Consider the following 24,267-nt stretch of genomic DNA (forward strand, 5'->3'; position numbering starts at 1 on the left):
CGGCTCATCGCAGACTCACGGCCCGGGTGAACTCTCGATGACGTGACCCTGAACCTCCGCCTCACCGCCGCCCTGTGCGTGGCGCTGTCCCTCTGCGCACTGTTCGCGGTCCCGGGCAACTTCCCCGGTCTTGGCGGGGAGGCACGGCTGACCCTCGTCGTGTTCGCGCTGGCGACATGCGCCTGGATCGGTACGCCGATCGACGACACGTACATCGCGCTGGGCGCCGGACTCGCTCTCACGGTCACCGGGGTGATCAGCAGCGACACCCTGTTCGGCACCCTCGGCGACTCCACGGTGTGGCTGCTGATCTGTGCCTTCGTGCTGGCGGCGGCGGTGGCCCGGACCGGGCTCGCCGGGCGTGCGGCGGCGTTCCTGGTCGGCGGGGCCCGCACGGTACGGCAGCTGGTGCATCTGACGACGGCCGCGCTGGTGGTCACGGCGTTCGCGGTACCGGCGACCTCGGGCCGGGCGGCGCTCGCGCTACCGGTCTTCCTGGCCCTCGCCAAGGCGCTCGCCGACCGGAAACGACTGGTCGTGATGCTGGCGCTGCTGTTCCCGACCGTGATCCTTCTGTCGGCGGTGGCGACACTGATCGGGGCGGGCGCACACCTGATCACCGTGTCGGTGCTGTGGGAGGCGGCCGGCGAGCGGATCGGGTTCACCGAGTGGCTGCTGCTGGGGCTGCCGCTGGCCGTGGCCTCCTCCCACCTGGCCGCGGAGGCCGTTCTGCTGACGACCACCCGCCGCGCGGAGCGCCGGGGTCCCGTGCACATCACCGCCGAGGAGATCCAGCGGCACACCGACACCCCGGTCACCGGTCCCTGGACGCAGGCCGAGACGCGGTGCGCGCTGTTGCTCGGCACGGTCGTGCTGCTGTGGTGTTGTGAGCCGCTGCACCGGGTGCCGCCCGCGGTCGTCGCGCTGATCGGCGCGGTCGTGGCAGCCTCGCCCGCGCTGGGCACCGTACGCCTGAAGGACGCCCTGAAGACGGTGCCGTGGTCACTGCTGCTGTTCATGGCGGCGACCATGGCGATGGGCGTCGCGCTCGCCGACTCGGGCGCGGCGAAGTGGCTGGTCTCGGGGCTGCCCGCGGGGGTCACCCCGACCGTCTTCCTGGCGGTCGTGATCGCGGTCAGCACGGCCGCACACCTGGTACTCCAGTCACGCTCGGCCCGCTCGTCGGTGCTGGTCCCGCTGGTCGTGGCGGCCTCCGTCGGCGCCGGGGTCAACCCGGTCGCCGCCGCCCTGGCGTCCACCGCCGCCGCGGGCTTCTGCCACACGCTCCCGGCCTCGGCCAAACCGGTCACGCTCTTTGCGGAGATCCCCGGCACCCCCACCTACACACCCCGCGACCTGCTGCGTCTGTCCGCCGTCCTGGCACCGCTGACGGCGGCGCTCGTCCTGCTCTTCGCCGTCGCGGTATGGCCGCTGCTCGGCGTCCCGCTGACCCGCTAGGAGACCCCCCATGCTGACTCGAGTCGTCGTAGCGCCCAGCGGCTTCAAGGAGTCCCTGTCCGCCCAGGCCGCCGCCGACGCCATCGCGGACGGCGTCCGCCGGGTTCTCCCGGACGCCGACCTCGACCTCATCCCCCTGGTGGACGGCGGCGAGGGCACCGCGGCCGCGCTGGCCGCCGCCACCGGGGGGCGGCTCGTCGCGCTGCCCGCCACGGGCCCGGTGGGCGAAACCCTCAGCACCCACTTCGCGCTGCTCGGTTCCGAGGACACGGCGGTCGTGGAGATGGCCGCGGTGGCCGGCCTCTCCCTCGTCCCCCCTGCCTTGCGCGACCCGGGCGCCACCACGACGTACGGCGTCGGCGAGCTGATCCGCGCCGCGCTCGACGCCGGCGTACGGCGGATCCTGGTCGGCTGCGGCGACTCGGGTACGTCGGACGGGGGCGCGGGCGCACTCCAGGCGCTCGGGGCCCGGCTGCTGGACGCGGACGGGTTCGAACTCCCCCACGGTGGCCGTGAGTTGAGCCGCCTGCGCCGGATCGACGGGTCCGGCCTCGACCCGCGCCTGCGACAGGTCGAGCTGCTCGTCGCCTGCAACCCGTACAACGTGCTGTGCGGAGAGCGGGGCGTGGCCCGGGTCTTCGGACCACAGAAGGGGGCGACGCCCGCGCAGGTGGAGGAGTTGTCGGCCGGCCTGGAGAACTGGGCCGAGGTCCTCACCCGCGACCTGGCCGTCACCGGCACCGATCTGTACGGCGGTCCCGGCACCGGCGCCTCCGGTGGCCTGGGTGCCGGTCTCGCCGCACTCGGCGCCCGTCTGCTGCCCCGCTTCGACGTCCTGCTCGACCACCTCGACCTGGACGCCCGGCTGGCCCGCGCCGACCTGGTGGTCACCGCCGAGGGCGCCCTGGACCACCAGACGCCGCGCGGGAAGGTCCCCGCCGAGGTGGCACGGCGGGCCAAGCTGCACGGACGCCCGGTGCTCGCGCTGGCGGGCACCCTCGGCGAGGGCGCGCACGAGGTGCCGGGCGTGGACGCGTGCAGCGGGATCCTGCCGGCGCCGATGGCTCTGGCCGAGGCCCTGGTGCGGGCCTCGGAACTGCTCACCGACGCCACCGAGCGCGCGCTGAGGATGATCCTGCTGGGCGCCCGGCTACCGGTTCACGCGGAGGTGTCGGGAACGCAACGCCCGTCCTCCGTACGGTAGTTCCACTGGGCGCCGTCCCGCACGAGCTCCTTGACGGCCGTCACGAAACGCTCGACATGCTCGTCCGGCGTGCCCGCGCCGAAGCTCACGCGGATCGCGTTGAGGGACTTCTCGCCGGGCGCGGCCTCGGGGGCGCCGCACTCGCCCTGGGTCTGCGGGTCGCTGCCGAGCAGGGTGCGGACCAGGGGGTGGGCGCAGAACAGGCCGTCGCGGACGCCGATGCCGTACTCGGCGGAGAGGGCGGCGGCGAAGTGCGAGCTGTTCCAGCCGTCGACGACGAAGGAGATGACGCCGACGCGGGGGGCGTCGTCGCCGAAGAGCGAGAGGACGCGCACGTCCGGGACCTCGGCGAGGCCTTCCCTGACCTGCGCGATCAGGTGCTGCTCACGGGCCACCAGGGTGTCGAAGCCCGCCTCCGTCAGGGCCTTGCAGGCGGAGGCGATGGAGTAGGCGCCGATGACGTTCGGGGAGCCCGCCTCGTGCCGGGCGGCCGTGTCGTGCCACTCCACGTCCACTCCCCCGTCCGCGCGCCGGGTGACCTTCCGGCTGGCACCGCCGCCCGCGAGATACGGCTCGGCCGCACGCAGCCAGTCGGCCCGGCCGGCCAGGACGCCGGAGCCGAAGGGGGCGTACAGCTTGTGCCCGGAGAACGCGACCCAGTCGACGTCGAGGTCCTGCACGGACACCGGGTGGTGCGGGGCCAGCTGAGCGGCGTCCAGGACGATCCGTGCGCCGTGCGCGTGCGCCACCGCGGCCAGTTCTTGTACGGGCCACAGCTCGCCGGTGACGTTCGAGGCGCCGGTGACACAGACCAGTGCCGGGCCATCGAGGTCCCGCTCGGCGAGGGCGCGCTCCAGGGTCTCGACGGCCTGGCGCGGGGTGCGGGGTGCGTTGAGGTAGCTGACGTGGGCGTCCTGCCACGGCAGCAGCGAGGCGTGGTGCTCGGTCTCGAAGACGAAGACCTGGCAGTCGGCGGGGAGCGCGGCGGCGAGCAGGTTGAGCGAGTCGGTGGTGGACCGGGTGAAGACCAGCTGGTCGTCGGCGCGGCAGTCGAGGAACTCGGCCACCGTGGCGCGGGCGTTCTCGAAGAGGTCGGTCGACAGCTGGGAGAGGTAGCCGGCTCCGCGGTGCACGCTGCCGTAGTACGGCGCGTACGCCGCCACGTCGTCCCAGACGCGCTGGAGGGCGGGGGCGCTGGCCGCGTAGTCGAGCGCGGCGTAGGTGACCTCGCCGCCGGTGACGAGCGGGACGGTGACATCCCGGCCGAGAACGGGCAGCGGGGCACAAACGGATCGGTCGAGGGCAGCGGTGGAGACAGACATGACGGAACTCCCGTGAGGGTGGGCGAGAAGAGAAGAAGGGTGTGCGGAGGCGGGGCTCGGCGGCCCTATCGCATTCGCTTGCTCACGGAAGACTCCCTCGATCGACCCAGGACCCCTGGTGTATCGCGAGGGGTCCGCGCTTGCCGTGAGCCTTGCTGCACACGGCCTGGTCTTCACCCGGGGCACCCCGCCACGGACGGAGGGTTGCCGGACAGTCGGCCGGGGCCTCATGACTGTCACTCATGACCTGGGCAGGAAATTACGTCAAATGATCGACGTCCCGCAACCCGTGTCCGGATCGCGGGACGTCTCCTCGCGCTTCGCGCTACTTGTGGCTCGCGGCCACCCAGCGCTCCAGCGTCAGCTTCGCCGCCCCGGAGTCGATCGACTCCGCCGCCTTCTCCATCCCGGCGCGGATCTGCTCGGCGAGCGGGGCACCGGTCGGATCCAGGGCCACCAGGGCGGCCGCCGAGTTCAGCAGTACGGCGTCCCGCACCGGGCCCGTCTCGCCGTCCAGGAGGCGCCGGGCGACCTCGGCGTTGAAGGACGCGTCGGCGCCGCGGAGGGCCTGCACCGGCACCAGTTCGAGGCCGACGTCCCGCGGGTCGAAGGACTCCTCGGTGACCTTGCCGTCGCGGACGATCCACACCCGGGAGGTGGCCGTCGTGGTCAGCTCGTCCAGGCCGTCGTCGCCGCGGAACACCAGGGACGAGTTGCCGCGCTCGGCGAAGACGCCGGCCACGATCGGCGCCATGCGGAGGTCCGCGACGCCGACGGCCTGCGCCCTCACCTTGGCCGGGTTGGTCAGCGGGCCCAGGAAGTTGAACGTCGTCCGGATCCCCAACTGGCCGCGTGCCGCTGCCACATGACGCAGCGCCGGATGGAACTTCACCGCGAAGCAGAAGGTGATCCCGGCCTCCTCGGCGACCTCTGCGACCCGCTGCGGCGTCAGCTCCAGATTGACGCCGAGCTTCTCCAGGACGTCCGAGGCCCCGGACGCCGAGGACGCGGCCCGGTTGCCGTGCTTGACGACCTTCGCGCCGGTGCCGGCGACGACGATCGAGGACATGGTGGAGATGTTCACCGTCTTGGCGCCGTCACCGCCCGTGCCGACGATGTCGACCGTGTGCCCCGGCACCTCGATCACATTCGCGTGCTCGTACATCGTCCGCACGAGCCCGGCGATCTCCTCCACGGTCTCGCCCTTGGCACGCAGCGCCACCGCGAACCCGGCGATCTGCGCGTCGGTCGCCTCACCACGCATGATCCGGTCCATCGCCCAGGCCGTGTCATCGGCACTCTGGTCACGGCCCTCCAGCAGCCCGTTCAGCACCTCGGGCCAGGAACGGCCCGCCGCGATGTCGCCTCCAGCGGGGGTCACAGCGCTCATAGCCGCTCCTGTGGGTCGTAGAAGAGTGTGCTCCCACCCTATCCAGCCGCGGGCACAGCGAAGGGCCCCGTCCGAACACCGGACGGGGCCCTTCGACCGTGACGTGGCTGGCGCAGCGATCAGTGATGGCCGTGGCCGCTCGTGATCTCCTTGTACTCCTCGACGGACGGCTTGGGGATCTGGGCTTCCTCGCCGTAGTACGCCTTGCTGAGCTTCGCGCGCAGCTTCTCGGAGCCCTTCACCTTGCGCTCGACACCGTTCTCGTCGACCGTCGGGCCGATCTCGGCCGGCTCGTACTGCTCGTGCGCGGTGAGGGTGTACAGCGCGTCCTGGCTGAGCGGCTCGTGCACCTCGATGAACTCACCGTGCGGCAGGCGCTTGATGATGCCCGACTCACGGCCGTGCAGCACCTTCTCCCGGTCCCGGCGCTGGAGGCCGAGGCAGATCCGCTTGGTGATGACGAACGCGATCACCGGGGCGACGAAGAACCCGATGCGGACGAACCAGGTGATGGCGTTGATCGACAGATGGAAGTGGGTGGCCCAGAGGTCGTTTCCACCACCGATCAGCAGCACCATGTACCAGGTGATCCAGGCGACGCCGAAGGCCGTACGGGTCGGCGCGTTGCGCGGGCGGTCCAGGATGTGGTGCTCGCGCTTGTCGCCGGTGACCCAGGACTCGATGAACGGGTAGACCGCGATGGCGACCAGCACCAGCGGGAAGATCATCAGTGGGATGAACACGCCCAGGACGAGCGTGTGCCCCCAGAAGTTGACCTCCCAGCCCGGCATGACACGGATCAGGCCTTCGGAGAAGCCCATGTACCAGTCGGGCTGAGCGCCGGTGGACACCTGGTCCGGTCGGTAGGGGCCCAGGGCCCAGATCGGGTTGATCGTGGCGATCGCCGAGATGACCGCGATGACACCGAAGACCAGGAAGAAGAAGCCTCCGGCCTTGGCCATGTAGACCGGCAGCAGCGGCATGCCGACGACGTTCTTGTTGGTCCGGCCGGGGCCCGCGAACTGCGTGTGCTTGTGGTAGAAGACCAGGATCAGATGGCCGACCACCAGCCCGAGCATGATGCCCGGCAGTAGCAGGATGTGGATCGAGTAGAAGCGGGCCACGAAGTCGCCGCCCGGGAACTCCCCGCCGAAGAGGAAGAACGACAGATACGTGCCGACGATCGGCACGGACAGGATCGCGCCCTCCATGAAGCGGACACCGGTGCCGGAGAGCAGGTCGTCCGGGAGCGAGTAGCCGGTGAAACCGGTGAACATGCCCAGGACGAACAGCAGGAAGCCGAACAGCCAGTTGATCTCACGCGGCTTGCGGAACGCGCCCGTGAAGAACACGCGCATCATGTGCACGAACATGCCGGCCAGGAAGACCAGCGCCGCCCAGTGGTGGATCTGCCGGATGAGCAGACCGCCGCGGACGTCGAAGGAGATGTGCAGCGTGGAGCTGAACGCCTCCGACATCAGCTGGCCCTGCAGCGGGACGTAACTGCCGTGGTACTCCACCTCGTTCATCGACGGGTGGAAGAACAGCGTCAGATACACGCCCGTGAGGATGATGATGATGAAGCTGTACAGGCAGATCTCGCCCAGCATGAACGACCAGTGGTCGGGGAAGATCTTGCGCATGTTGGTCTTGGCGAGGGAGTAGATCCCCAGCCGGCCGTCGGCCCAGTCGGCTACGCGCTCGCCGCCCGGTGCCTTCCCGCGGTCGCGGGACTCTTTGTTGGTCGCAGTACTCATCCGCGCTCCCAGAATGCAGGACCGACGGGCTCTTCGAAGTCGCCGAGCGCCTCGAGGTAGCCCTCGTCGTTCACGCCGATGCGCAGCTGCGGCAGGGCGTGACCGGCGGGACCGAAGATCACTCGGGCACCGTCGGAGAGGTCGAAGGTGGACTGGTGGCAGGGGCAGAGCACGTGGTGCGTCTGCTGCTCGTACAGGGAGATCGGGCAACCGACGTGGGTGCAGATCTTCGAGTACGCCACGATGCCCTCGTGGGACCACTCCAGCTCGCGCTTGTCCTTGATGTCGCCCGGCTGGATCCGGACGATCATCAGGGCGTCCTTGGCGATGTTGACCTGGAAGTCGTGGTCGTGCTCCTCCAGGCCCTCGGGCTTGGCGAAGGTGAGCGAGCCGACGGCGACGTCGGAGGGACGCAGCGGCTCGTTGGTGTTCATGTTGACGAGCAGCAGGCCCCGGCGCCAGCTGGTGTGGCGGAGCTTGGTCTCGGGCAGCGGGCCGAGGTCGCGCAGCAGGACGATGCCGGAGAGCGGGACCAGGGCCAGCGCGCCGAACATCGTGTTGCGGATCAGCTTGCGGCGGCCCAGCGCGGACTCCTTGGCGCCCTGCTTGAAGTCGGCCATGACCTTGGCCTTGACCTCGGGCTCCGCCTCGATCGGGTGGCGCTCGTCGACCATCTCCTCGTCCGACATCAGCGTGCGGGCCCAGTGGACCGCGCCGGCGCCGATGGCGAAGAGGGCGATGCCGAGCGTCATGCCCAGCGCGAAGTTCAGCCCGCTGATGTGGCCCAGCGGGAAGATGTAGACCGACTTGTCGGCGGGGATCGTCACATAGGCGGCGATGAAGCCGACGGTCGCCAGCATCGACACCGTGAACAGCATGGCCACCGTGCGCTCGGACCGCTTGGCGGCCCGCTCGTCGATGTCCTGCACCCGGTGCTCGTGGGGCGGCAGGCCGGGGTCCGCGAACGGGTGCTTCTCGTCCGCGACGCCTACTGCGCCGTGCGTGTCCTGCTCAGCGGGCAGGTTCTCTTCTGGAATGTCTTGGCTACTCATGACTTCTTGGCCTTTGCGGTCCGAGCGGCGACCCAGACGGCGACCGCGATCAGTGCGCCGAGTCCGAAGACCCACGAGAACAGACCCTCGCTGACCGGACCCAGTCCGCCCAGCTCGAGGCCGCCGGGGCTCTCGGTGTCGTCGCTGTTGACCGCGTCGAGGTACGCGATGATGTCCTTCTTGTTCTGCTCCGACAGGATGGTGTCGGGGAACGAAGGCATGTTCTGCGGGCCGGTCTGCATGGCCTCGTAGATGTGCTTCGGGGAGACGCCCTCGAGGTCGGGTGCGAACTTGCCGTGCGTGAGCGCGCCGCCCTTGCCGGTGAAGTTGTGGCACTGCGCGCAGTTGGTGCGGAACAGCTCACCGCCCTTGGCGATGTCGGCGTCCTCGGGGTTGTACTGCCGCTCGGTGGGGACGGACGGGCCGGCACCCAGCGAGGAGATGTAGGCCGCGAGCTGGTCGATCTCGGCCTGCGAGTAGACGACCTTCTTCTTCGGGACCTGTGCGCCCGGCTGCTGGGCCGGCATACGGCCGGTGCCCACCTGGAAGTCGACGGCCGCGGCGCCCACGCCCACCAGGCTCGGACCGTCGGTGGTGCCCTGACCGCCGGTGCCGTGGCAGCTGGCGCAGCCGACGGCGTAGAGCTTCTTGCCCTCGTCGATGGCGAGGGACTGGGCTGTTTCATCGGCCTGCGCCTTGTCCGCGGGTGCGAACACGGCGTACAGCCCCCCGGTGCATGCCAGCGCGAGGAGTAGAACGACGACCGCCGCCAGCGGATGGCGTCGTCGTGCGGAGAGCTTTTTCACGGATTACCCCGGTGTCAGGATCTTCTGCGTCGATGCTTCTGGAAAACGGTGCGGGACCGCGGCCCCGGCTACTTGATCATGTAGATCGTGGCGAAGAGGCCGATCCAGACGACATCGACGAAGTGCCAGTAGTAGGACACGACGATGGCGGCGGTCGCCTGCTCGTGAGTGAACCTTCTGGCCGCGTAGGTGCGGCCGAGGACGAACAGGAAGGCGATGAGGCCACCCGTCACGTGCAGGCCGTGGAAACCGGTGGTCAGGTAGAACACCGAGCCGTACGGGTCGGACGAGAGCGAGAGACCCTCGTGCTTGACCAGCTCCGTGTACTCGAAGACCTGACCGCCGATGAAGATCGCGCCCATGACGAAGGTGACGATGAACCAGCCCCGGAGCTTCTTCACATCCCCGCGCTCGGCGGCGAACACGCCGAGCTGACAGGTGAGGGAGGAGAGCACCAGGATCGTGGTGTTGGCCGCCGAGAACGGGAAGTTCAGGCTGGACGCCATCTCCTTCCAGTGATCCGGCCCGGTCACCGATCGCAGGGTGAAGTACATCGCGAAGAGGGCCGCGAAGAACATCAGCTCGGAACTCAGCCAGATGATGGTTCCGACGCTGGTGAGGTTCGGTCGATTGACCGACGGGTGCGCGTGACCCTTGTCTACTGTCGTTGCTGTCGCCACGACCGACATTATGTCGGTCGCTTATCCCGCCCTCACTCCGGGGGTGCCGTTCGGAGTGTCTCTACCGCCCGTACCGGTGTTGACGTGGTGTTGAAGGGAGTAGCATCCGGCCCAACGGGCCTGATCCTTACGACGCTGATGTCACGGAGGAACCATGCAGCCGACCGCCACGGTGCTGGTCTACAGCGACGACTCCAACACCCGCGAGCAGGTGCGGTTGGCCTCCGGCCGGCGGCCGGCTCCCGATGTCCCCCTGGTCGAGTTCCTGGAGTGCGCCACGCCTGCGGCGGTGATCGCCGAGTTGGACAAGGGCGGCATCGACGTCTGTGTGCTGGACGGTGAGGCCGTGCCGATGGGGGGCATGGGGCTCTGCCGTCAGATCAAGGACGAGGTGTTCAACTGCCCGCCCGTGCTGGTGCTGATGGGGCGGCCGCAGGATGCGTGGCTGGCTACGTGGAGCCGGGCGGAGGCGGCGGTGACCTTGCCGGTGGATCCGGTGGAGTTCGCCGCGGCGCTGGCTTCCTTGCTGCGGGACAACAAGGCGCTGAGCGCCTGACGGGGCGCCTCACACAGCCGCCGGCCTGAGCCGTGCCGCGTCCTCCGGGGCCGGGCCCTCCGGGTTGCCCTTGACGAGGGCGCTGCCCTTGCGCCAGTGCTTCCACTGGAGGTTCCAGTCACCGAAGCCGTTGCCGAAGGGTTCCATGGTGTCGCCGTAGGAGTTGACGACCTCGACGAGATCGCCCTCGCGGACGTTCTCGTAGAACCAGGCGGCGTTGCCGGTGCTCATGCCGGTGCAGCCGTGGCTGACGTTGGCGTAGCCCTGGGAGCCGACGGACCAGGGGGCGGCGTGGACGTACTCGCCGCTCCAGGTGACGCGGGTGGCCCAGTAGACGGGCAGGTCGTACGACTCCGAGGAGCCCTCGGCGATACCGATGCTGGTGCCGCGCATGCGTACGAAGTACTCCTTGCCGAGTACGACCTTGACGCCGTTGCGGGTCTCGAAGCCGGGCTTGCCGGTGGTGACGGGGATCTGGTTGATCGCCTCGCCGTTCTTGTAGACCGTCATGGAGTGGGACGAGGCGTCCGTGACGGCGATGACCTTGTCGCCGGTGGTGAGTTTCAGCGGCTTCGTCTCGCCGCCCCAGAGCCGGTCGCTGATCTTTATGCCCTCCAGGGTGCTGCGGACCCGGATGGTGGCGTGGGTGGGCCAGTACTCCTTGGGGCGGTAGTGGAGTTTGCGGTCGTCCACCCAGTGCCAGGCGCCCTCCGCCGCGGGCGTGGACTCGACCTTGAGGGCCCGTTCGATGATGGCGCGCTGGGCCTTGAGGTTGATGGGCTGGTCGAGTTCGGCCGTGATGGGCTGGCCGACGCCGTACTTGCCCGCCCGCGGCCCGAACTCCACCTTCAGGCGCTTCTTGGTGAGGGGCTTGCCGGTGTCGAAGCGGAGGACCTTGCGGCCGGGCGCCCCGTCCTCGTCCTCCGTGCTCACCCGGACGGTGTAGTGGGCGTTGGCGGCCAGCGGTGAGGTGCTGTGCCAGCGGCTGCCGTCGGCGGCGAGCTCGCCGGCCACGAACCTGCCTCTGCCGTCCCGGGCCGTGACATCCGTGATGCGCCCTTCGGAGCCCTCCGCGACGACCTCCAGGGGCTTGTCCGGGTCGGCCTTCTTCCCGCCCTTGGAGGAGCCGTTGAAGGCGATCTGGTCCGCCGCGTCGTAAGGTGCGGCGGACAGCGGGTTGCCGTCGCTGCCGCAGCCGGTGACGCCCGCGCCGAGGGCCATCACGAGCAGCGTGCAGCCGACCGCGGTGCGGGTGGTGCGGGGTGAGTCGTTCATGGCTTCACGCTAGGAAGCCTCGTCAACGGTGGCGCGCTGGGTGGCCCGTACGGGGGAACGCGATTGCGGCAAAAGGAGGAGCCCGGACCCTCCTTGACGGAGTGTCCGGGCCCCGGAGCGCTCGGTGTGTGTTACTGGGTGCGGTTCTCACCGCGGTAGTACTCGAAGACCCAGCCCCACAGGCCCACCAGGATCAGCGGCGCCGAGAAGTACATCAGCCACCAGCCGATCGCGATCGACAGGAAGGCGAGCGCGCCGCCGACCGCGAGGGAGAGCGGCTGCCAGCTGTGCGGGCTGAAGAACCCGACCTCGCCGGCGTCGTCCGCGACGTCCGCCTCCTTGTTGTCCTGGGCGCCCACGTCGACCCGCTTGGCGGTGAAGCCCAGGTAGAAGCCGATCATGATGCTCAGGCCGAAGGCCAGGAAGAGGGCCGTGGTACCGGCCGGCTCCTTCGACCACACGCCATAGACGATCGCCATGGCGAGCATGAAGACGCTCAGCCACATGAACATCTTGCCCTGGATCTTCACTTGCCGGCCTCCTTGCCGCCCGCGAGAGCCTTCTCACCGTGAGGCGCGTTCTCGAGCTGGTCGAGGGCGGCGATCTCGGGGTGATGCAGGTCGAAGGCCGGGGATTCGCTGCGGATCCGCGGCAGGGTGAGGAAGTTGTGCCGCGGCGGCGGGCAGGACGTCGCCCACTCCAGCGAACGGCCGTAGCCCCACGGGTCGTCGACCTCGACGGGCTTGCCGTACTTGGCGGTCTTCCACACGTTGTAGAAGAACGGCAGGATCGACAGGCCGAGCACGAACGAGCTGATCGTCGAGATCGTGTTCAGGGCCGTGAAGCCGTCGGCCGCGAGATAGTCCGCGTACCGACGCGGCATGCCCTCCGCGCCCAGCCAGTGCTGGACCAGGAAGGTGCCGTGGAAGCCGACGAACAGCGTCCAGAAGGTGATCTTGCCGAGGCGCTCGTCGAGCATCTTGCCGGTGAACTTCGGCCACCAGAAGTGGAAGCCGGCGAACATCGCGAAGACGACGGTGCCGAAGACGACGTAGTGGAAGTGCGCCACCACGAAGTACGAGTCCGAGACGTGGAAGTCCATCGGCGGCGAGGCCAGGATGACGCCGGTCAGACCACCGAAGGTGAAGGTGATCAGGAAGCCGACCGCCCACAGCATCGGTGTCTCGAAGGACAAGGAGCCCTTCCACATCGTTCCGATCCAGTTGAAGAACTTCACGCCGGTCGGTACGGCGATGAGGAACGTCATGAAGGAGAAGAACGGAAGCAATACGCCGCCGGTGACGTACATGTGGTGGGCCCACACCGTCACGGACAGACCCGCGATCGCGATGGTCGCGCCGATCAGGCCCATGTAGCCGAACATCGGCTTGCGGGAGAAGACCGGGATGACTTCGGAAATGATTCCGAAGAATGGCAACGCGATGATGTACACCTCTGGATGGCCGAAGAACCAGAAGAGGTGTTGCCATAGCAAGGCCCCGCCATTGGCGGAGTCGAAGATATGCGCACCGAATTTTCGGTCCGCCTCCAGGGCGAACAGCGCGGCCGCGAGGACCGGGAAGGCCAGCAGCACCAGCACCGCGGTGAGCAGCACGTTCCACACGAAGATCGGCATGCGGAACATGGTCATGCCCGGGGCGCGCATGCAGATGATGGTGGTGATGAAGTTGACCGCGCCGAGGATGGTGCCGAAGCCGGAGAAGGCCAGGCCCATGATCCACAGGTCGGCGCCGATGCCCGGCGAGCGGACCGCGTCCGACAGCGGGGAGTAGGCGAACCAGCCGAAGTCGGCCGCGCCCTGCGGGGTGAGGAAGCCGCCCACCGCGATCAGCGAGCCGAACAGGTACAGCCAGTAGGCGAACATGTTCAGCCGCGGGAACGCCACATCGGGGGCACCGATCTGCAGCGGCATGATCCAGTTCGTGAAGCCGGCGAACAGCGGCGTCGCGAACATCAGCAGCATGATCGTGCCGTGCATCGTGAACGCCTGGTTGAACTGCTCGTTCGACATGATCTGCAGGCCCGGACGGGCCAGCTCGGCGCGCATGAAGAGCGCCATCACGCCACCGATGCAGAAGAACGCGAACGACGTGACGAGGTAGAGCGTTCCGATCGTCTTGTGGTCAGTGGTGGTGAGCCACTTGATCACGACGTTGCCGGGCTGCTTGCGCCTGACCGGCAGCTCGTCCGTGTAGTGGGACTCCGCTGCGGCGGCACCCTGGGGTTCGTTGAGGATGCTCACAGGTTGTTCGTCTCCCGGTTCTTCTCGTGGCTCGTCTGCGCGATGCCGGCGGGAACGTAACCGGTCTGCCCCTTCTTGGCGAGGTCCTTGAGGTGCTGCTCGTAGCGCTCCGGGGAGACGACCTTCACGTTGAACAGCATCCGGGAGTGGTCGACGCCGCACAGCTCGGCGCACTTGCCCAGGAAGGTGCCCTCCCTGTTGGGGGTCACCTGGAAGGAGTTGGTGTGGCCCGGGATGACGTCCTGCTTCATCAGGAACGGCACCACCCAGAAGGAGTGGATGACGTCACGCGAGGTGAGGACGAAGCGGACCGTCTTGCCCTTGGGCAGCCACAGGGTGGGGCCCGGGTTGCCGGTCTGCGGGTTCCGCGTGCCGGGCGTGCCGACGTCGTAGACACCGCCGGCGTTCGCCGGGAAGTCCTCCTTGAACCGGTCCGGGATCGCGGCCAGGTTCTTGTCGGTCTTCGCGTCGCCGGTGGAACCGTCGACGTTCTCGACGTAGTTGAAGCCCCAGCTCCACTGGAAGCCGACGACGTTGACGGTGACGTCCGGCTTCTTCTTGAGGCTGAGGAGCTCGGACTCGTCGCGGGCCGTGAAGTAGAAGAGGACCGAGACGATGATGAGCGGGACCACCGTGTACAGCGCCTCGATCGGCATGTTGTACCGAGTCTGCGGAGGAACCTCGACCTTGGTGCGGCTGCGCCGGTGGAAGATGGTGCTCCACAGGATCAGGCCCCAGACCAGCACGCCGGTGGCGAGCGCGGCGGCCCACGATCCCTGCCACAGGGAGAGGATCCGCGGAGCCTCTTCAGTGGTGGGGGTGGGCATACCAAGGCGGGGGAAGTCCTCGTATGTGCAACCGGTTGCAGTCGCCAGGACCAAGCCCGCGGTCAGTGCCTGCAGCAGCTTCCGCCGCATCGGGCGCCGCGGCGAGCGGTCGGAGCCGTAGGGACTCACGTAGCGCCTTCCCGAGAGTCTCGCCCGCGCGTATTGGCTGCGGCCTTCTCGCTGGTCGGTCGCCGCCCTGCGTCGGGCAGGGGTTTGGATGTTTATGCGGACCAAACCCTAGCCGACTGTCTCCGACGGTTCGCGGGGAGGGGTGCCTACTTACTCGGGCGGGTCGCTGGTTTGGCGGGTGCGGGTGCGTTGGGGCTGGTCGCGCAGTTCCCCGCGCCCCTTTAGGGCGTTGCAGTGAGCGGCGGTTTAGCGTTGCTGTGTGTCCTACTTTGATGCCGCTTCGGCCGCTCCCCTTCATCCTGTTGCTCGGCAGGCCTTGCAGGCCTCTCTTGATGAGGGGTGGGCCGATCCGTCCCGGCTCTACCGCGAGGGGCGGCGGGCTCGGTTGTTGTTGGATGCTGCTCGGGAGGCTGCTGCTGAGGTTGTGGGGTGCCGGCCTGATGAGCTGGTGTTCACGTCGTCCGGTACGCGGGCTGTGCACTCGGGAATCTCGGGGGCGTTGGCGGGGCGGCGGCGGGTGGGGCGTCACCTGATCGTGTCAGCGGTCGAACATTCCTCGGTGCTCCATTCGGCCGATGCGCATGAGGCGGACGGCGGGACGGTGACGCAGGTGGCCGTGGATCGGATGGGCGCGGTCCCGCCTCAGGCATACGGCGCCGCTCTTCGGCCCGATACCGCGCTCGCCTGTCTGCAGTCGGCCAACCATGAGGTGGGGACGGAGCAGCCGGTTGCCGCTGTGGCGGAGTTGTGCCGGGAGGCCGGGGTGCCGTTGCTGGTGGATGCGGCGCAGTCGCTGGGGTGGAGGCCGGTCGAGGGTGAGTGGTCGCTGTTGGCAGCCAGTGCGCACAAGTGGGGTGGGCCGTCGGGGGTTGGGCTGCTCGTGGTGCGCAAGGGGGTGCGGTTCGCCGCTCAAGGGCCCGTGGACGAGCGGGAGTCGGGGCGGGCGGCCGGCTTCGAGAATCTGCCGGGGATCGTGGCGGCGGCGGCCTCGTTGCGGGCGGTGCGGGCGGAGGCGGCGCAGGAGGCGGTACGGCTACGGGAGTTGACGGAGCGGATCCGGGCTCGGGTGGCGGAGTCGGTGCCCGATGTGGAGGTGGTGGGAGATCCGGTACGGCGGCTGCCCGGGATCGTCACCTTCTCCTGTCTCTATGTCGACGGGGAGACATTGCTGCACGAGCTGGATCGTGCCGGTTTTTCCGTGTCGTCCGGGTCGTCCTGCACGAGCAGCACGCTGACGCCCAGCCATGTGCTGAGGGCGATGGGGGTGCTGAGTGGGGGAAACGTGCGGGTTTCGCTGCCCTCCGGGACTCCGGCGGAGGATGTCGACCGGTTCCTGGAGGTGCTGCCGGGGGCCGTGGCGGCGGTCCGGGAGAAGCTAGGGGCGCCGACACCCGCGACGACGACCGTGCGGGAGGACACCCTGGTCGTGGACGCGCTCGGCAAGCGGTGCCCGATCCCCGTCATCGAGCTCGCCAAGGTCATCGGGGACGTCCCGGTCGGCGGCACGGTCCGCGTCCTCTCGGACGACGAGGCGGCACGGCTGGACATTCCGGCGTGGTGCGAGATGCGGGGCCAGGAGTACGTAAGAGAAGAGCCGGCGGAGAAGGGAACGGCGTATCTGATCCGCCGGTTGACGTGACCCACCCAGGGGCGCGGGGAACTGCGCGACCAGCCCCCACGCCCCCGCACACGACAACGCTCGATTGCCCGGCAGACGAGTGGTCGAGCGTCAGCCCAGGTGAGCCCTGACCTCTTCGGCCGCGTCATGCCCGTACGCCTTCGTGAACCGATCCATGAAGTGCGCCCGGCGCAACTGGTACTCCTGCGTGCCGACCGTCTCGATGACCAGCGTGGCAAGCATGCAGCCGACCTGCGCGGCGCGCTCCAGCGAGACGCCCCAGGCAAGACCGGAGAGGAACCCGGCACGGAACGCGTCGCCGACGCCCGTGGGGTCGGCCTTGCGCTCCTCCTCGGGGCAGCCGACCTCGATCGGGTCCTCACCGACCCGCTCGATACGGACGCCGCGCGAGCCGAGCGTGGTGACGCGGGTGCCCACCTTGGCGAGGATCTCCGCGTCGGTCCAGCCGGTCTTGGACTCGATGAGGCCCTTCTCGTACTCGTTCGAGAAGAGGTACGTCGCCCCGTCCAGCAGGATCCGGATCTCCTCGCCGTCCATGCGGGCGATCTGCTGGGAGAAGTCGGCGGCGAACGGGATGGACCGGGAGCGGCACTCCTCGGTGTGGCGGAGCATCGCCTCCGGGTCGTCGGCGCCGATCAGGACCAGGTCGAGGCCGCCGACGCGGTCCGCGACGGTCTTGAGCTCGATGAGACGGGCCTCGCTCATCGCGCCGGTGTAGAAGGAGCCGATCTGGTTGTGGTCGGCGTCCGTGGTGCACACGAAGCGGGCGGTGTGCAGCGTCTCGGAGATACGGACCGAGTCGGTGTCGACGCCGTGCCGGCCGAGCCAGGAGCGGTAGTCGTCGAAGTCGAAGCCGGCGGCCCCGACCAGGATCGGCTTGGTGCCGAGCTGGCCCATGCCGAAGGCGATGTTCGCGCCGACCCCGCCCCGGCGTACGTCGAGGTTGTCGACCAGGAAGGAGAGCGAGACCGTGTGCAGTTGGTCCGCGACGAGCTGGTCGGCGAAGCGGCCGGGGAAGGTCATGAGGTGGTCGGTGGCGATGGAGCCGGTGACTGCGATGCGCACGGCTAGGTATCTCCAACGGATGCGGAGGCGGATTGACAGTTAACGCTACCGGGTCGGCGTGGTGACGTTGAAGCGACCAAAACTACCCGATAGTAGATCTTTCTTCGCCGACTCGGACGTGCGTACGGTGCCGTTATGACGAAACTCGACGTCCATGCTCCGGTCCCGGTCGATCTGGAAGGGGATCTGGCGTCGCTGCGCGGCGATTGTGCCCGGATGGTTCCCCACTGGACGGTTCCGGACCGGAGCGCCGCCCTTCCCGTCTCCCCGTCCCTCATTCACGGGGTGAGCGTGCCGAAGAAGTCCGCGCGGCTGCTGGACGCCATGTCGGACTACGGCGACTGATTCAGCGCCGTCAGGGGAACCGCGCGCTCCCCCGCTGCGTCCCATCGCTGTCCCCCGTAGAGGGGATGCGGAATACGACCCATCGCCCGCGCTGAATTGGCAGGGCCGGGTCAACAGGGACAGTTGTGCAGGCGAAGGAGCGATGCGGTGAACACCGAGCGACCCGACAACGACGACGCGGGCGCCTCCGGCAAGGACGCGGAGGAGGCACGGGCGGAGAAGGGCACCGCCGGTGCCGCCGAAGACGCCGGGACGACTCGGGACGCCATGGACACCGCCGGAAAGGGTGCCTCGGAGGAGCAGGGCGCCCGGGAGGCGGGCGACACCTCCGAGGAGCTGAGCGCCCAGGAGGCAAGCGGCGACTCCGAGGAGCCGGGCATCCCGGAGGACGAAGGCACTTCGGCGGAGAGCGACGGCTCCGGGGACGAGGCACCTGACGCGGAAGCGCCCGGCGTCGAAGGGCCCGAGGCCACAGCCGACGACGAGGAAGCGCCTGCCCCCGACCCCGACTCCCTCGCCCCCACACCTCCCGGCGCCGAAGCCCTCGACACCGACGCCCCCGCCCCCGGCGCCGAAGCGCCCCCCGAAACCTCCGACCTCCACGTGGTCGCCCCCGAAGAGGGCTCTGCGGCACGGCCCCCTCGGCGGCGTTCGCCCGTCGCCATTGCCTCCGTCGCCGCGGCCGTGCTGCTCGTCGGTGGTGGTGGGGCGTACTTCGCCGCCACCGCGTCCGGTGGTTCGGACGGGCGTACGTCGTCCGGGGCCCCCGGCGGCGACGGCACTCCCCCGCCGCTCGCGCTCGACGGGTACTCCGAGGGCAGCGCCGGTATCGCGCCGGGTGAGCCCGATCCGAACGGGGTGACGTACAAGGCCGGGGGTGAGATGCCGGACGGTCCTGATTCCGCGCCGGTGTACCGGGTGAGCGGTGAGGTCACCCAGGATCAGGTGGCCGAGCTGGCTGCCGCACTGGGCGTGGACGGGACACCGGTCGCCCAGGGACAGGCCTGGACGGTGGGCGCGAAGGACGCGGCGGGGCCGAGTCTGCAGGTGAACAAGGCGGCGCCGGGTACGTGGACGTTCCACCGGTACGCGCCCGGGACGGACGACTGCGAGAGCACCACCGTCTGTTCCAAGGACCCCGCCAATCCGGCGGACGATCCGGTGAGCCCCGAGGCCGCCGAGCAGGCAGCCGCGCCGATCCTCAAGGCCGTCGGACAGGACGACGCCAAGATCGACACCAGCCAGGTCATCGGCGCCCACCGCGTGGTGAACGCGAATCCGGTGGTCGGCGGAATGCCGACGTACGGCTGGACGACCGGACTGACGGTCGGCGCCGAGGGTGAAGTCGTGGGCGGCAGCGGTCAGTTGGAGGCGCCGGTGAAGGGGGACACGTATCCCGTGCTGAGCGCCGAGAAGACGCTGGGTCTGATGAACAAGGCGCCGGCGGCCGACCACCGGATGGGCATCGGCGGATGCGCCAGTCCCGTACCGCTGAAGGACCGGCAGGAGGCGCCGTGCGGTGCGGAGACCGGCGCCCCACAGCAGTCGACGATCACCGTCGAGAGGGCGGTGTTCGGGCTGGCCTCGCACACCGTGGGCGGGCAGCCGGCGCTGGTGCCGTCCTGGTTGTACGAGGTGCGGGCGCCGGGGGCCGAGGACGCCTTCACGGTGACGCATCCGGCGGTCGACCCGAAGTACCTGGCCTCGCCGGCGACGTCCGCGCCGAGCGGGCAGCCCAGCACGCTGCCGACCTCGCCCGGTGACGAGCCGACCTCCGCGCCGGCCCCCCGTGAGGTGGCGGTGGAGGGCTACACGGCCGAGGGCAGCGAGCTGACCGTGGCCTTCACCGGCGGGGTCTGCGCCGACTACGAGGCGACGGCGGCCGAGGACGGCGACAAGGTGACGGTCACGGTGACCGAGAAGCCCTGGCCGGGCAAGGTCTGCATCATGATCGCGAAGGAGTACCACCAGACCGTCCAGCTGGACGAGCCGCTGGGCGACCGGAAGGTCGTAGGGGCGGACGGCAAGGCGGTCCCGCTGGAGAAGGCGGGGGCGCGGCTGCCGGAGACGTCCGGCGCCCGGTGATCTGCCGCACAACACAAGCGTGAAGGCGGCGGCCCCCACAGAGGGGGCCGCCCCCATAAAAAAAACCATGAGGCGCACCAGAAACTTTATGCACAAAAGGCCAGGCTGAAGCTCGAGGCTTAGCTGGCTTAGCTGAAGGAGTCACCGCAGGCGCAGGAGCCCGTCGCGTTCGGGTTGTCGATCGTGAAGCCCTGCTTCTCGATGGTGTCCACGAAGTCGATGGAGGCACCGCCCAGGTACGGAGCGCTCATGCGGTCGGTGACGACCTTGACGCCGCCGAAGTCCTTGACCACGTCACCGTCGAGGGAACGCTCGTCGAAGAAGAGCTGGTAGCGCAGGCCGGAGCAGCCGCCGGGCTGAACGGCGACGCGCAGGGCCAGATCCTCACGGCCTTCCTGGTCGAGCAGGGCCTTGACCTTCGCCGCGGCGGCGTCGGACAGGATGATGCCGTCGGTGACGGTGCTGGTCTCGTCCGATACGGACATCTACATCTCTCCCGGGTAGTACGGAGACTGCTTGCCGACGGTTGCAACCGGCGCGGCCGCGGATTCATTCCGGGCCCGCCCGAGACTTTCCCTTGGCTTGTCTCTTCATGCTCGCACATGCGCCCGGGAGCGCACAGCGGCCTGTGGACAGCGGCACGGACAACGCGACAACGCCATGCGACGACGAGGTGTCGGGATTCACGTCACATCGACGCGATGGCCATCGTCAAACTGACGTGAAGCAGTTATGATAGATAGCGTCAAATCGACGAGAAGTCGCTTCTTCTCGCCGGTGAACGGTGTCCCGCATGTCCCGCCGACCCGCCCCCGGGCCGGCGAGCCGCAGAACAGAAAGGGTGCGTGTCGTGACCACCGCCCAGACCCAGGAGCTCGACGTACAGCCGACGCCCCTCGCCCTGCTGCTCCTCGGCCGTGAGGCCGACCCGAGGAGCGAACGCGGCGTCGAGTGTCCCGGTGACCTGCCCTCGCCGTCCGACCCGGACCTGGTCGAGCGTGCCCGCGCGGCCAAGGCCAAGCTCGGCAGCAAGGTCTTCGTGCTCGGCCACCACTACCAGCGCGACGAGGTCATCCAGTTCGCGGATGTGACCGGTGACTCGTTCAAGCTGGCCCGGGACGCCGCCGCGCGCCCCGAGGCCGAGTACATCGTCTTCTGCGGTGTGCACTTCATGGCCGAGTCGGCGGACATCCTGACCTCCGACGACCAGAAGGTGGTCCTGCCCGACCTCGCCGCCGGCTGCTCGATGGCCGACATGGCGACGGCCGAGCAGGTCGCCGAGTGCTGGGACGTGCTGACCGAGGCCGGGATCGCCGAGCAGGTCGTCCCCGTCTCGTACATGAACTCGTCCGCGGACATCAAGGCGTTCACGGGCAAGCACGGCGGCACGATCTGCACGTCGTCCAATGCCCAGCGGGCCCTGGAGTGGGCCTTCGAGCAGGGCGAGAAGGTCCTCTTCCTGCCGGACCAGCACCTCGGCCGCAACACCGCGGTGCGGGACATGGGCATGTCCCTCGAGGACTGCGTGCTCTACAACCCGCACAAGCCGAACGGCGGGCTGACGGCGGAGCAGCTGCGCGACGCCAAGATGATCCTCTGGCGGGGGCACTGCTCGGTGCACGGCCGCTTCTCGCTGGACTCGGTGAACGACGTCCGTGAGCGCATCCCCGGCGTCAACGTCCTCGTCCACCCCGAGTGCAAGAACGAGGTCGTCTCCGCGGCGGACTACGTCGGTTCGACCGAGTACATCATCAAGGCGCTGGAGGCGGCGCCGGCCGGCTCCAAGTGGGCCATCGGGACCGAGCTGAATCTCGTGCGCCGACTGGCGAACCGTTTCGCGCCCGAGGGCAAGGAGATCGTCTTCCTCGACAAGACGGTCTGCTTCTGCTCGACCATGAACCGCATCGACCTGCCGCACCTGGTCTGGGCCCTGGAGTCGCTGGCCGAGGGCAACCTGGTCAACCGGATCGAGGTCGACAAGGAGACCGAGGCGTTCGCGAAGCTGGCGCTGGAGCGGATGCTGGCGCTGCCTTAGGACCGCTGCGCTGCCGTAGGACCGTTGCGAGGAGCGCTCACCCCGCGCTCACCCCGAGTTCCGCTCGGGGTGAGCCGGGTCGAGGGTGAAGACGGTGCCGTCCGGGGTGTTCACGATCAGCGCGCCGCCGTACGACTGCACCGCGGACTTGGTCGTTTCGCCGCTCGCGAGCTGCTCGGCGTGCGCGTCCGTCTCCCACAGCAGCGTGCCCCTGCGGGCGTCGAGGGCCGCGACCCGGCCGCTGAGGCTGGCCACATACAGGGTTCGGGTGCGGGCGTCGTACGTGGGTCTGCCCGAGCCCTCGGCGTCGGTCCGGTTCTGCCACAGCTGCTTGCCGGTCAGCGGGGACACTGCGGTCACCTGGCCGTTGGCCGCGGTGATCCACAGGGAGTCGGCGGCCAGCGTCACCGCGCCCTCGTAGGTCTTCGGCAGTTTCGTGGTGGTGAGGGCGCCGGTGTCCGGGTCGACCAGCAGGACCGTGCTGAACGTCAGCTCCTCGGGGCGCGCCGGTCCTGTGGGGCCGACCGCGAAGGCAAGCCTGCCGTCGACGGTGCCGAGCAGGACGGTCGTGTACGGGATCTTCAGGCGTCGGACCACCGACCCGTCGGCCGGCTTCAGCTCCAGGAACTCGGCGGCCTGGGTCTCGTCGTCCGGGAAGCAGTGCCGGTACAGGCCGGAACCGACCGTCAGGAACTGGCAGTAGTTGTCGGCGGGCACCTGCGTGGTCCAGAGGTCGGTGCCGGTGCGCGGGGAGCGGGCCGTCACCAGCCGGCCGCTGCTGTCGACGGTCAGGACGAGGTCGCCGGAGAGCATCTGGTCGATGCCGGCGTCGTTCACGTCGCGAGACCACAGCTGCTCGCCGCTCTCCGTGTCGAGGGCGACGACGCTGGTCCTGTCCTGGGAGGCGCCCTTGTAGACGGCCTGCCGCAGGAGCACCGCGCCGTCCCGCACGCCGAGGAGCGTGAAGTTGTTCACCGCCGTGTCGCCGGAGTCGGCGGACGCGAGGGAGGAGCGCCAGACGGTGGTGCCGGTACGGCCGTCCAGACGTACCGGAAGGATGTTGTTGCCCGCGCAGTAGACCGCGTCCTCGTACCTCCGGCAGGTGACGTCGGTCGGGGAGCCGCTCTCCTTCCCCAGCGGCTTGGCCTCGCCCCGCTGTGCCGTCTCGTACGCCGTCGTCTGCCAGGGCTGCCAGCCGGTGGGCAGCGCCCCCCAGCGGGACGCCGCGATCGGTGCGCTCGCCGCGTCCTGAGGGCTGTCCTCGAATCCCGGGCTGAACATGAGGTATCCGAGCAGGCCCAGGGCCACCGCGCCCACCGTGCCGGCCGCCGCCAGCAGCGGGCGGGCCCGGCGGCCCCGGCGGCGGATCCGCGGGAGCTTCGTCACCGCCGCCGGGACCGCCCCGGAGGCGGTCTCCTCGCCGGTCCCCAGCACATCCCGGCGGAGCGTCACGGTGGCCGGGTCGGCGGGGTTCGCTTCGGGCAGGGCGTCCGCGAACTCCTGGGCCAGCTCGTCCAGTTCGGGACGGTCCGCGGCCTCCTTCGCCAGGCAGCGCTCCAGGACCGCACGCAGCGGCTGTGCCACGCCGTCCAGCCTGGGCGCCTCGTGGACGACCCGGAAGGCGGTCAGATAGGGGCTGTCGGCGTCGAAGGGCCCCCGCCCGGTGACCGAGAACACCAGCAGCGCCCCGAGCGAGAAGACGTCCGAGGCGGGGCCGACCGTGCGGGCGTCGGTGAACTGTTCCGGGGACATGAAGGGCGGGGTGCCGATCATCTGGCCGGTCTCGGTCAGGGTGTTGTGGTTCTCGGCCGCGCGGGATATTCCGAAGTCGATGACGCGCGGGCCGTCCTCGGCGATCAGGACATTGGCCGGCTTGAGGTCGCGGTGCACGACCCCCGCCCGGTGGATGTCCCGCAGCGCCTCCACCAGCCCCAGGGCCAGCCGCCGCAGTTCGGTGCCGCGGAGCCCCCCTTGGTCGCGGATCCGCTGGGCGAGCGAGCTGCCGGGCACGTACTGGGTCGCCATCCAGGGCCGTACCGCCTCCGGGTCGGCGTCCACGACCGGTGCGGTGAAGGCTCCGCTCACCTTGCGGACGGCCTCGATCTCCTGACGGAACCGGGCGCGGAAGACGCTGTCCTCGGCGTACTGGGCGTGCACCACCTTCACGGCGACGTCACGGCCCGAGCGCGATCTGCCCCAGTAGACGATCCCCATGCCGCCGGCCCCGAGCCGGTCCACGAGCTTGTACCCGCCGACCGATTTCGGGTCATCCTTGTGCAGTGGCACGCCCGGATCCCCTTCGCCGCAAAGCAGTTCGGGCACAGGATACGTAACGGAGAAACGGCGGCGGCCGGGGACCGAACCTTGAGGGGTTCGGTC

General features: G+C 69.3%; 20 protein-coding genes and 1 riboswitch. Of the genes, 7 read left to right on the top strand and 13 right to left on the bottom strand.

Translation table 11 applies throughout. The features are described 5' to 3' along the window. The first annotated feature begins 42 nt into the window (after nucleotides 1-42). Both AB0I98_RS33300 and AB0I98_RS33305 read left to right on the top strand, forming a co-directional pair. On the top strand, nucleotides 43-1,458 hold the full coding sequence (locus AB0I98_RS33300; RefSeq protein WP_362948440.1) for an SLC13 family permease: 1,416 nt from the start codon (nucleotides 43-45) through the stop codon (nucleotides 1,456-1,458). A 10-nt stretch (nucleotides 1,459-1,468) separates the two neighbouring features. Further along, complete coding sequence (locus AB0I98_RS33305) at nucleotides 1,469-2,662, top strand: glycerate kinase (protein WP_362948441.1); 1,194 nt, start codon at nucleotides 1,469-1,471, stop codon at nucleotides 2,660-2,662. Here the strand turns inward: AB0I98_RS33305 and AB0I98_RS33310 are convergent. The 6 genes from AB0I98_RS33310 to AB0I98_RS33335 form a co-directional block, all read right to left on the bottom strand. Then, nucleotides 2,617-3,984: an aminotransferase class V-fold PLP-dependent enzyme gene (locus AB0I98_RS33310; RefSeq protein WP_362948443.1), complete on the bottom strand. Its 1,368-nt coding sequence runs from the start codon at nucleotides 3,982-3,984 to the stop codon at nucleotides 2,617-2,619. The genes AB0I98_RS33305 and AB0I98_RS33310 overlap by 46 nt on opposite strands. A 131-nt stretch (nucleotides 3,985-4,115) precedes the next feature. Continuing rightward, nucleotides 4,116-4,232: riboswitch (SAM riboswitch) on the bottom strand. A 77-nt stretch (nucleotides 4,233-4,309) separates the two neighbouring features. Beyond that, on the bottom strand, nucleotides 4,310-5,374 hold the full coding sequence (gene trpD, locus AB0I98_RS33315) for an anthranilate phosphoribosyltransferase (RefSeq protein WP_362948444.1): 1,065 nt from the start codon (nucleotides 5,372-5,374) through the stop codon (nucleotides 4,310-4,312). A gap of 119 nt (nucleotides 5,375-5,493) precedes the next feature. Further along, entirely contained in the window at nucleotides 5,494-7,131 is a 1,638-nt protein-coding gene (locus AB0I98_RS33320; RefSeq protein ID WP_362948446.1) for a cytochrome bc complex cytochrome b subunit, read from the bottom strand. After that, nucleotides 7,128-8,183, bottom strand: coding sequence for a Rieske 2Fe-2S domain-containing protein (locus tag AB0I98_RS33325; RefSeq protein ID WP_362948447.1), 1,056 nt, complete (start codon nucleotides 8,181-8,183; stop codon nucleotides 7,128-7,130). The genes AB0I98_RS33320 and AB0I98_RS33325 overlap by 4 nt, the downstream gene beginning before the upstream one ends. Then, nucleotides 8,180-8,989, bottom strand: a complete 810-nt coding sequence (locus tag AB0I98_RS33330; RefSeq protein ID WP_362948449.1) for a c-type cytochrome — start codon at nucleotides 8,987-8,989, stop codon at nucleotides 8,180-8,182. The genes AB0I98_RS33325 and AB0I98_RS33330 overlap by 4 nt, the downstream gene beginning before the upstream one ends. Before the next feature lie 68 nt (nucleotides 8,990-9,057). Next, nucleotides 9,058-9,678 carry a heme-copper oxidase subunit III gene (locus AB0I98_RS33335; protein WP_362948450.1) on the bottom strand — a complete coding sequence of 207 codons (621 nt, stop codon included), beginning with the start codon at nucleotides 9,676-9,678 and terminating at the stop codon, nucleotides 9,058-9,060. Nucleotides 9,679-9,823: 145 nt separating this feature from the next. Between AB0I98_RS33335 and AB0I98_RS33340 the strand changes: the two genes are divergently transcribed. Then, nucleotides 9,824-10,225 carry a response regulator transcription factor gene (locus tag AB0I98_RS33340; RefSeq protein ID WP_210576193.1) on the top strand — a complete coding sequence of 134 codons (402 nt, stop codon included), beginning with the start codon at nucleotides 9,824-9,826 and terminating at the stop codon, nucleotides 10,223-10,225. Nucleotides 10,226-10,234: 9 nt separating this feature from the next. Here the strand turns inward: AB0I98_RS33340 and AB0I98_RS33345 are convergent, their stop codons facing one another. The 4 genes from AB0I98_RS33345 to coxB all read right to left on the bottom strand — a co-directional run bounded on the left by AB0I98_RS33345 (nucleotide 10,235) and on the right by coxB (nucleotide 14,719). Then, the gene (locus AB0I98_RS33345) at nucleotides 10,235-11,500 is read right to left on the bottom strand and encodes an Ig-like domain-containing protein (RefSeq protein WP_362948452.1); all 1,266 of its coding nucleotides are present in this window, start codon (nucleotides 11,498-11,500) and stop codon (nucleotides 10,235-10,237) included. 131 nt (nucleotides 11,501-11,631) lie between these two features. Continuing rightward, complete coding sequence (locus tag AB0I98_RS33350; protein WP_210576195.1) at nucleotides 11,632-12,030, bottom strand: cytochrome c oxidase subunit 4; 399 nt, start codon at nucleotides 12,028-12,030, stop codon at nucleotides 11,632-11,634. Beyond that, on the bottom strand, nucleotides 12,027-13,763 hold the full coding sequence (ctaD, locus tag AB0I98_RS33355) for a cytochrome c oxidase subunit I (protein ID WP_210576196.1): 1,737 nt from the start codon (nucleotides 13,761-13,763) through the stop codon (nucleotides 12,027-12,029). The genes AB0I98_RS33350 and ctaD overlap by 4 nt, the downstream gene beginning before the upstream one ends. Continuing rightward, the gene (coxB, locus tag AB0I98_RS33360) at nucleotides 13,760-14,719 is read right to left on the bottom strand and encodes a cytochrome c oxidase subunit II (protein ID WP_362948453.1); all 960 of its coding nucleotides are present in this window, start codon (nucleotides 14,717-14,719) and stop codon (nucleotides 13,760-13,762) included. The genes ctaD and coxB overlap by 4 nt, the downstream gene beginning before the upstream one ends. A gap of 259 nt (nucleotides 14,720-14,978) precedes the next feature. Between coxB and AB0I98_RS33365 the strand changes: the two genes are divergently transcribed. Further along, entirely contained in the window at nucleotides 14,979-16,358 is a 1,380-nt protein-coding gene (locus tag AB0I98_RS33365) for an aminotransferase class V-fold PLP-dependent enzyme (protein WP_362948454.1), read from the top strand. Between the two features lie 90 nt (nucleotides 16,359-16,448). On the opposite strand, the gene AB0I98_RS33370 is transcribed toward AB0I98_RS33365, so the two are convergent. After that, complete coding sequence (locus AB0I98_RS33370; protein ID WP_362948456.1) at nucleotides 16,449-17,423, bottom strand: carbohydrate kinase family protein; 975 nt, start codon at nucleotides 17,421-17,423, stop codon at nucleotides 16,449-16,451. A gap of 135 nt (nucleotides 17,424-17,558) precedes the next feature. Here AB0I98_RS33370 and AB0I98_RS33375 point away from each other — a divergent pair, with 135 nt between their 5' ends. After that, complete coding sequence (locus tag AB0I98_RS33375) at nucleotides 17,559-17,768, top strand: hypothetical protein (RefSeq protein ID WP_362948457.1); 210 nt, start codon at nucleotides 17,559-17,561, stop codon at nucleotides 17,766-17,768. Between the two features lie 147 nt (nucleotides 17,769-17,915). Next, a complete protein-coding gene (locus AB0I98_RS33380; RefSeq protein WP_362948459.1) occupies nucleotides 17,916-19,853 on the top strand; it encodes a hypothetical protein in 1,938 nt (645 codons plus the stop codon). Nucleotides 19,854-19,981: 128 nt separating this feature from the next. Here AB0I98_RS33380 and AB0I98_RS33385 read toward each other — a convergent pair whose 3' ends face one another. Next, complete coding sequence (locus AB0I98_RS33385) at nucleotides 19,982-20,338, bottom strand: iron-sulfur cluster assembly accessory protein (RefSeq protein ID WP_093827773.1); 357 nt, start codon at nucleotides 20,336-20,338, stop codon at nucleotides 19,982-19,984. Nucleotides 20,339-20,703: 365 nt separating this feature from the next. Between AB0I98_RS33385 and nadA the strand changes: the two genes are divergently transcribed. Continuing rightward, on the top strand, nucleotides 20,704-21,888 hold the full coding sequence (gene nadA, locus AB0I98_RS33390) for a quinolinate synthase NadA (protein WP_328366085.1): 1,185 nt from the start codon (nucleotides 20,704-20,706) through the stop codon (nucleotides 21,886-21,888). Nucleotides 21,889-21,936: 48 nt separating this feature from the next. Here the strand turns inward: nadA and AB0I98_RS33395 are convergent, their stop codons facing one another. After that, on the bottom strand, nucleotides 21,937-24,174 hold the full coding sequence (locus AB0I98_RS33395) for a serine/threonine-protein kinase (RefSeq protein ID WP_362948461.1): 2,238 nt from the start codon (nucleotides 24,172-24,174) through the stop codon (nucleotides 21,937-21,939). Nucleotides 24,175-24,267: the final 93 nt, after the last annotated feature.

The organism is Streptomyces sp. NPDC050211 (genome assembly GCF_040656035.1).
GTDB lineage: Bacteria > Actinomycetota > Actinomycetes > Streptomycetales > Streptomycetaceae > Streptomyces.

Bases quoted from the DNA above. Each gene is read 5' to 3' on its own strand.
- AB0I98_RS33305 (WP_362948441.1), top strand. From the start codon at position 1,469: ATGCTGACTCGAGTCGTCGTAGCGCCCAGCGGCTTCAAGGAGTCCCTG.
- AB0I98_RS33310 (WP_362948443.1), bottom strand. From the start codon at position 3,984: ATGTCTGTCTCCACCGCTGCCCTCGACCGATCCGTTTGTGCCCCGCTG.
- trpD (WP_362948444.1), bottom strand. From the start codon at position 5,374: ATGAGCGCTGTGACCCCCGCTGGAGGCGACATCGCGGCGGGCCGTTCC.
- AB0I98_RS33320 (WP_362948446.1), bottom strand. From the start codon at position 7,131: ATGAGTACTGCGACCAACAAAGAGTCCCGCGACCGCGGGAAGGCACCG.
- AB0I98_RS33325 (WP_362948447.1), bottom strand. From the start codon at position 8,183: ATGAGTAGCCAAGACATTCCAGAAGAGAACCTGCCCGCTGAGCAGGAC.
- AB0I98_RS33335 (WP_362948450.1), bottom strand. From the start codon at position 9,678: ATGTCGGTCGTGGCGACAGCAACGACAGTAGACAAGGGTCACGCGCAC.
- AB0I98_RS33340 (WP_210576193.1), top strand. From the start codon at position 9,824: ATGCAGCCGACCGCCACGGTGCTGGTCTACAGCGACGACTCCAACACC.
- AB0I98_RS33345 (WP_362948452.1), bottom strand. From the start codon at position 11,500: ATGAACGACTCACCCCGCACCACCCGCACCGCGGTCGGCTGCACGCTG.
- AB0I98_RS33375 (WP_362948457.1), top strand. From the start codon at position 17,559: ATGACGAAACTCGACGTCCATGCTCCGGTCCCGGTCGATCTGGAAGGG.
- AB0I98_RS33385 (WP_093827773.1), bottom strand. From the start codon at position 20,338: ATGTCCGTATCGGACGAGACCAGCACCGTCACCGACGGCATCATCCTG.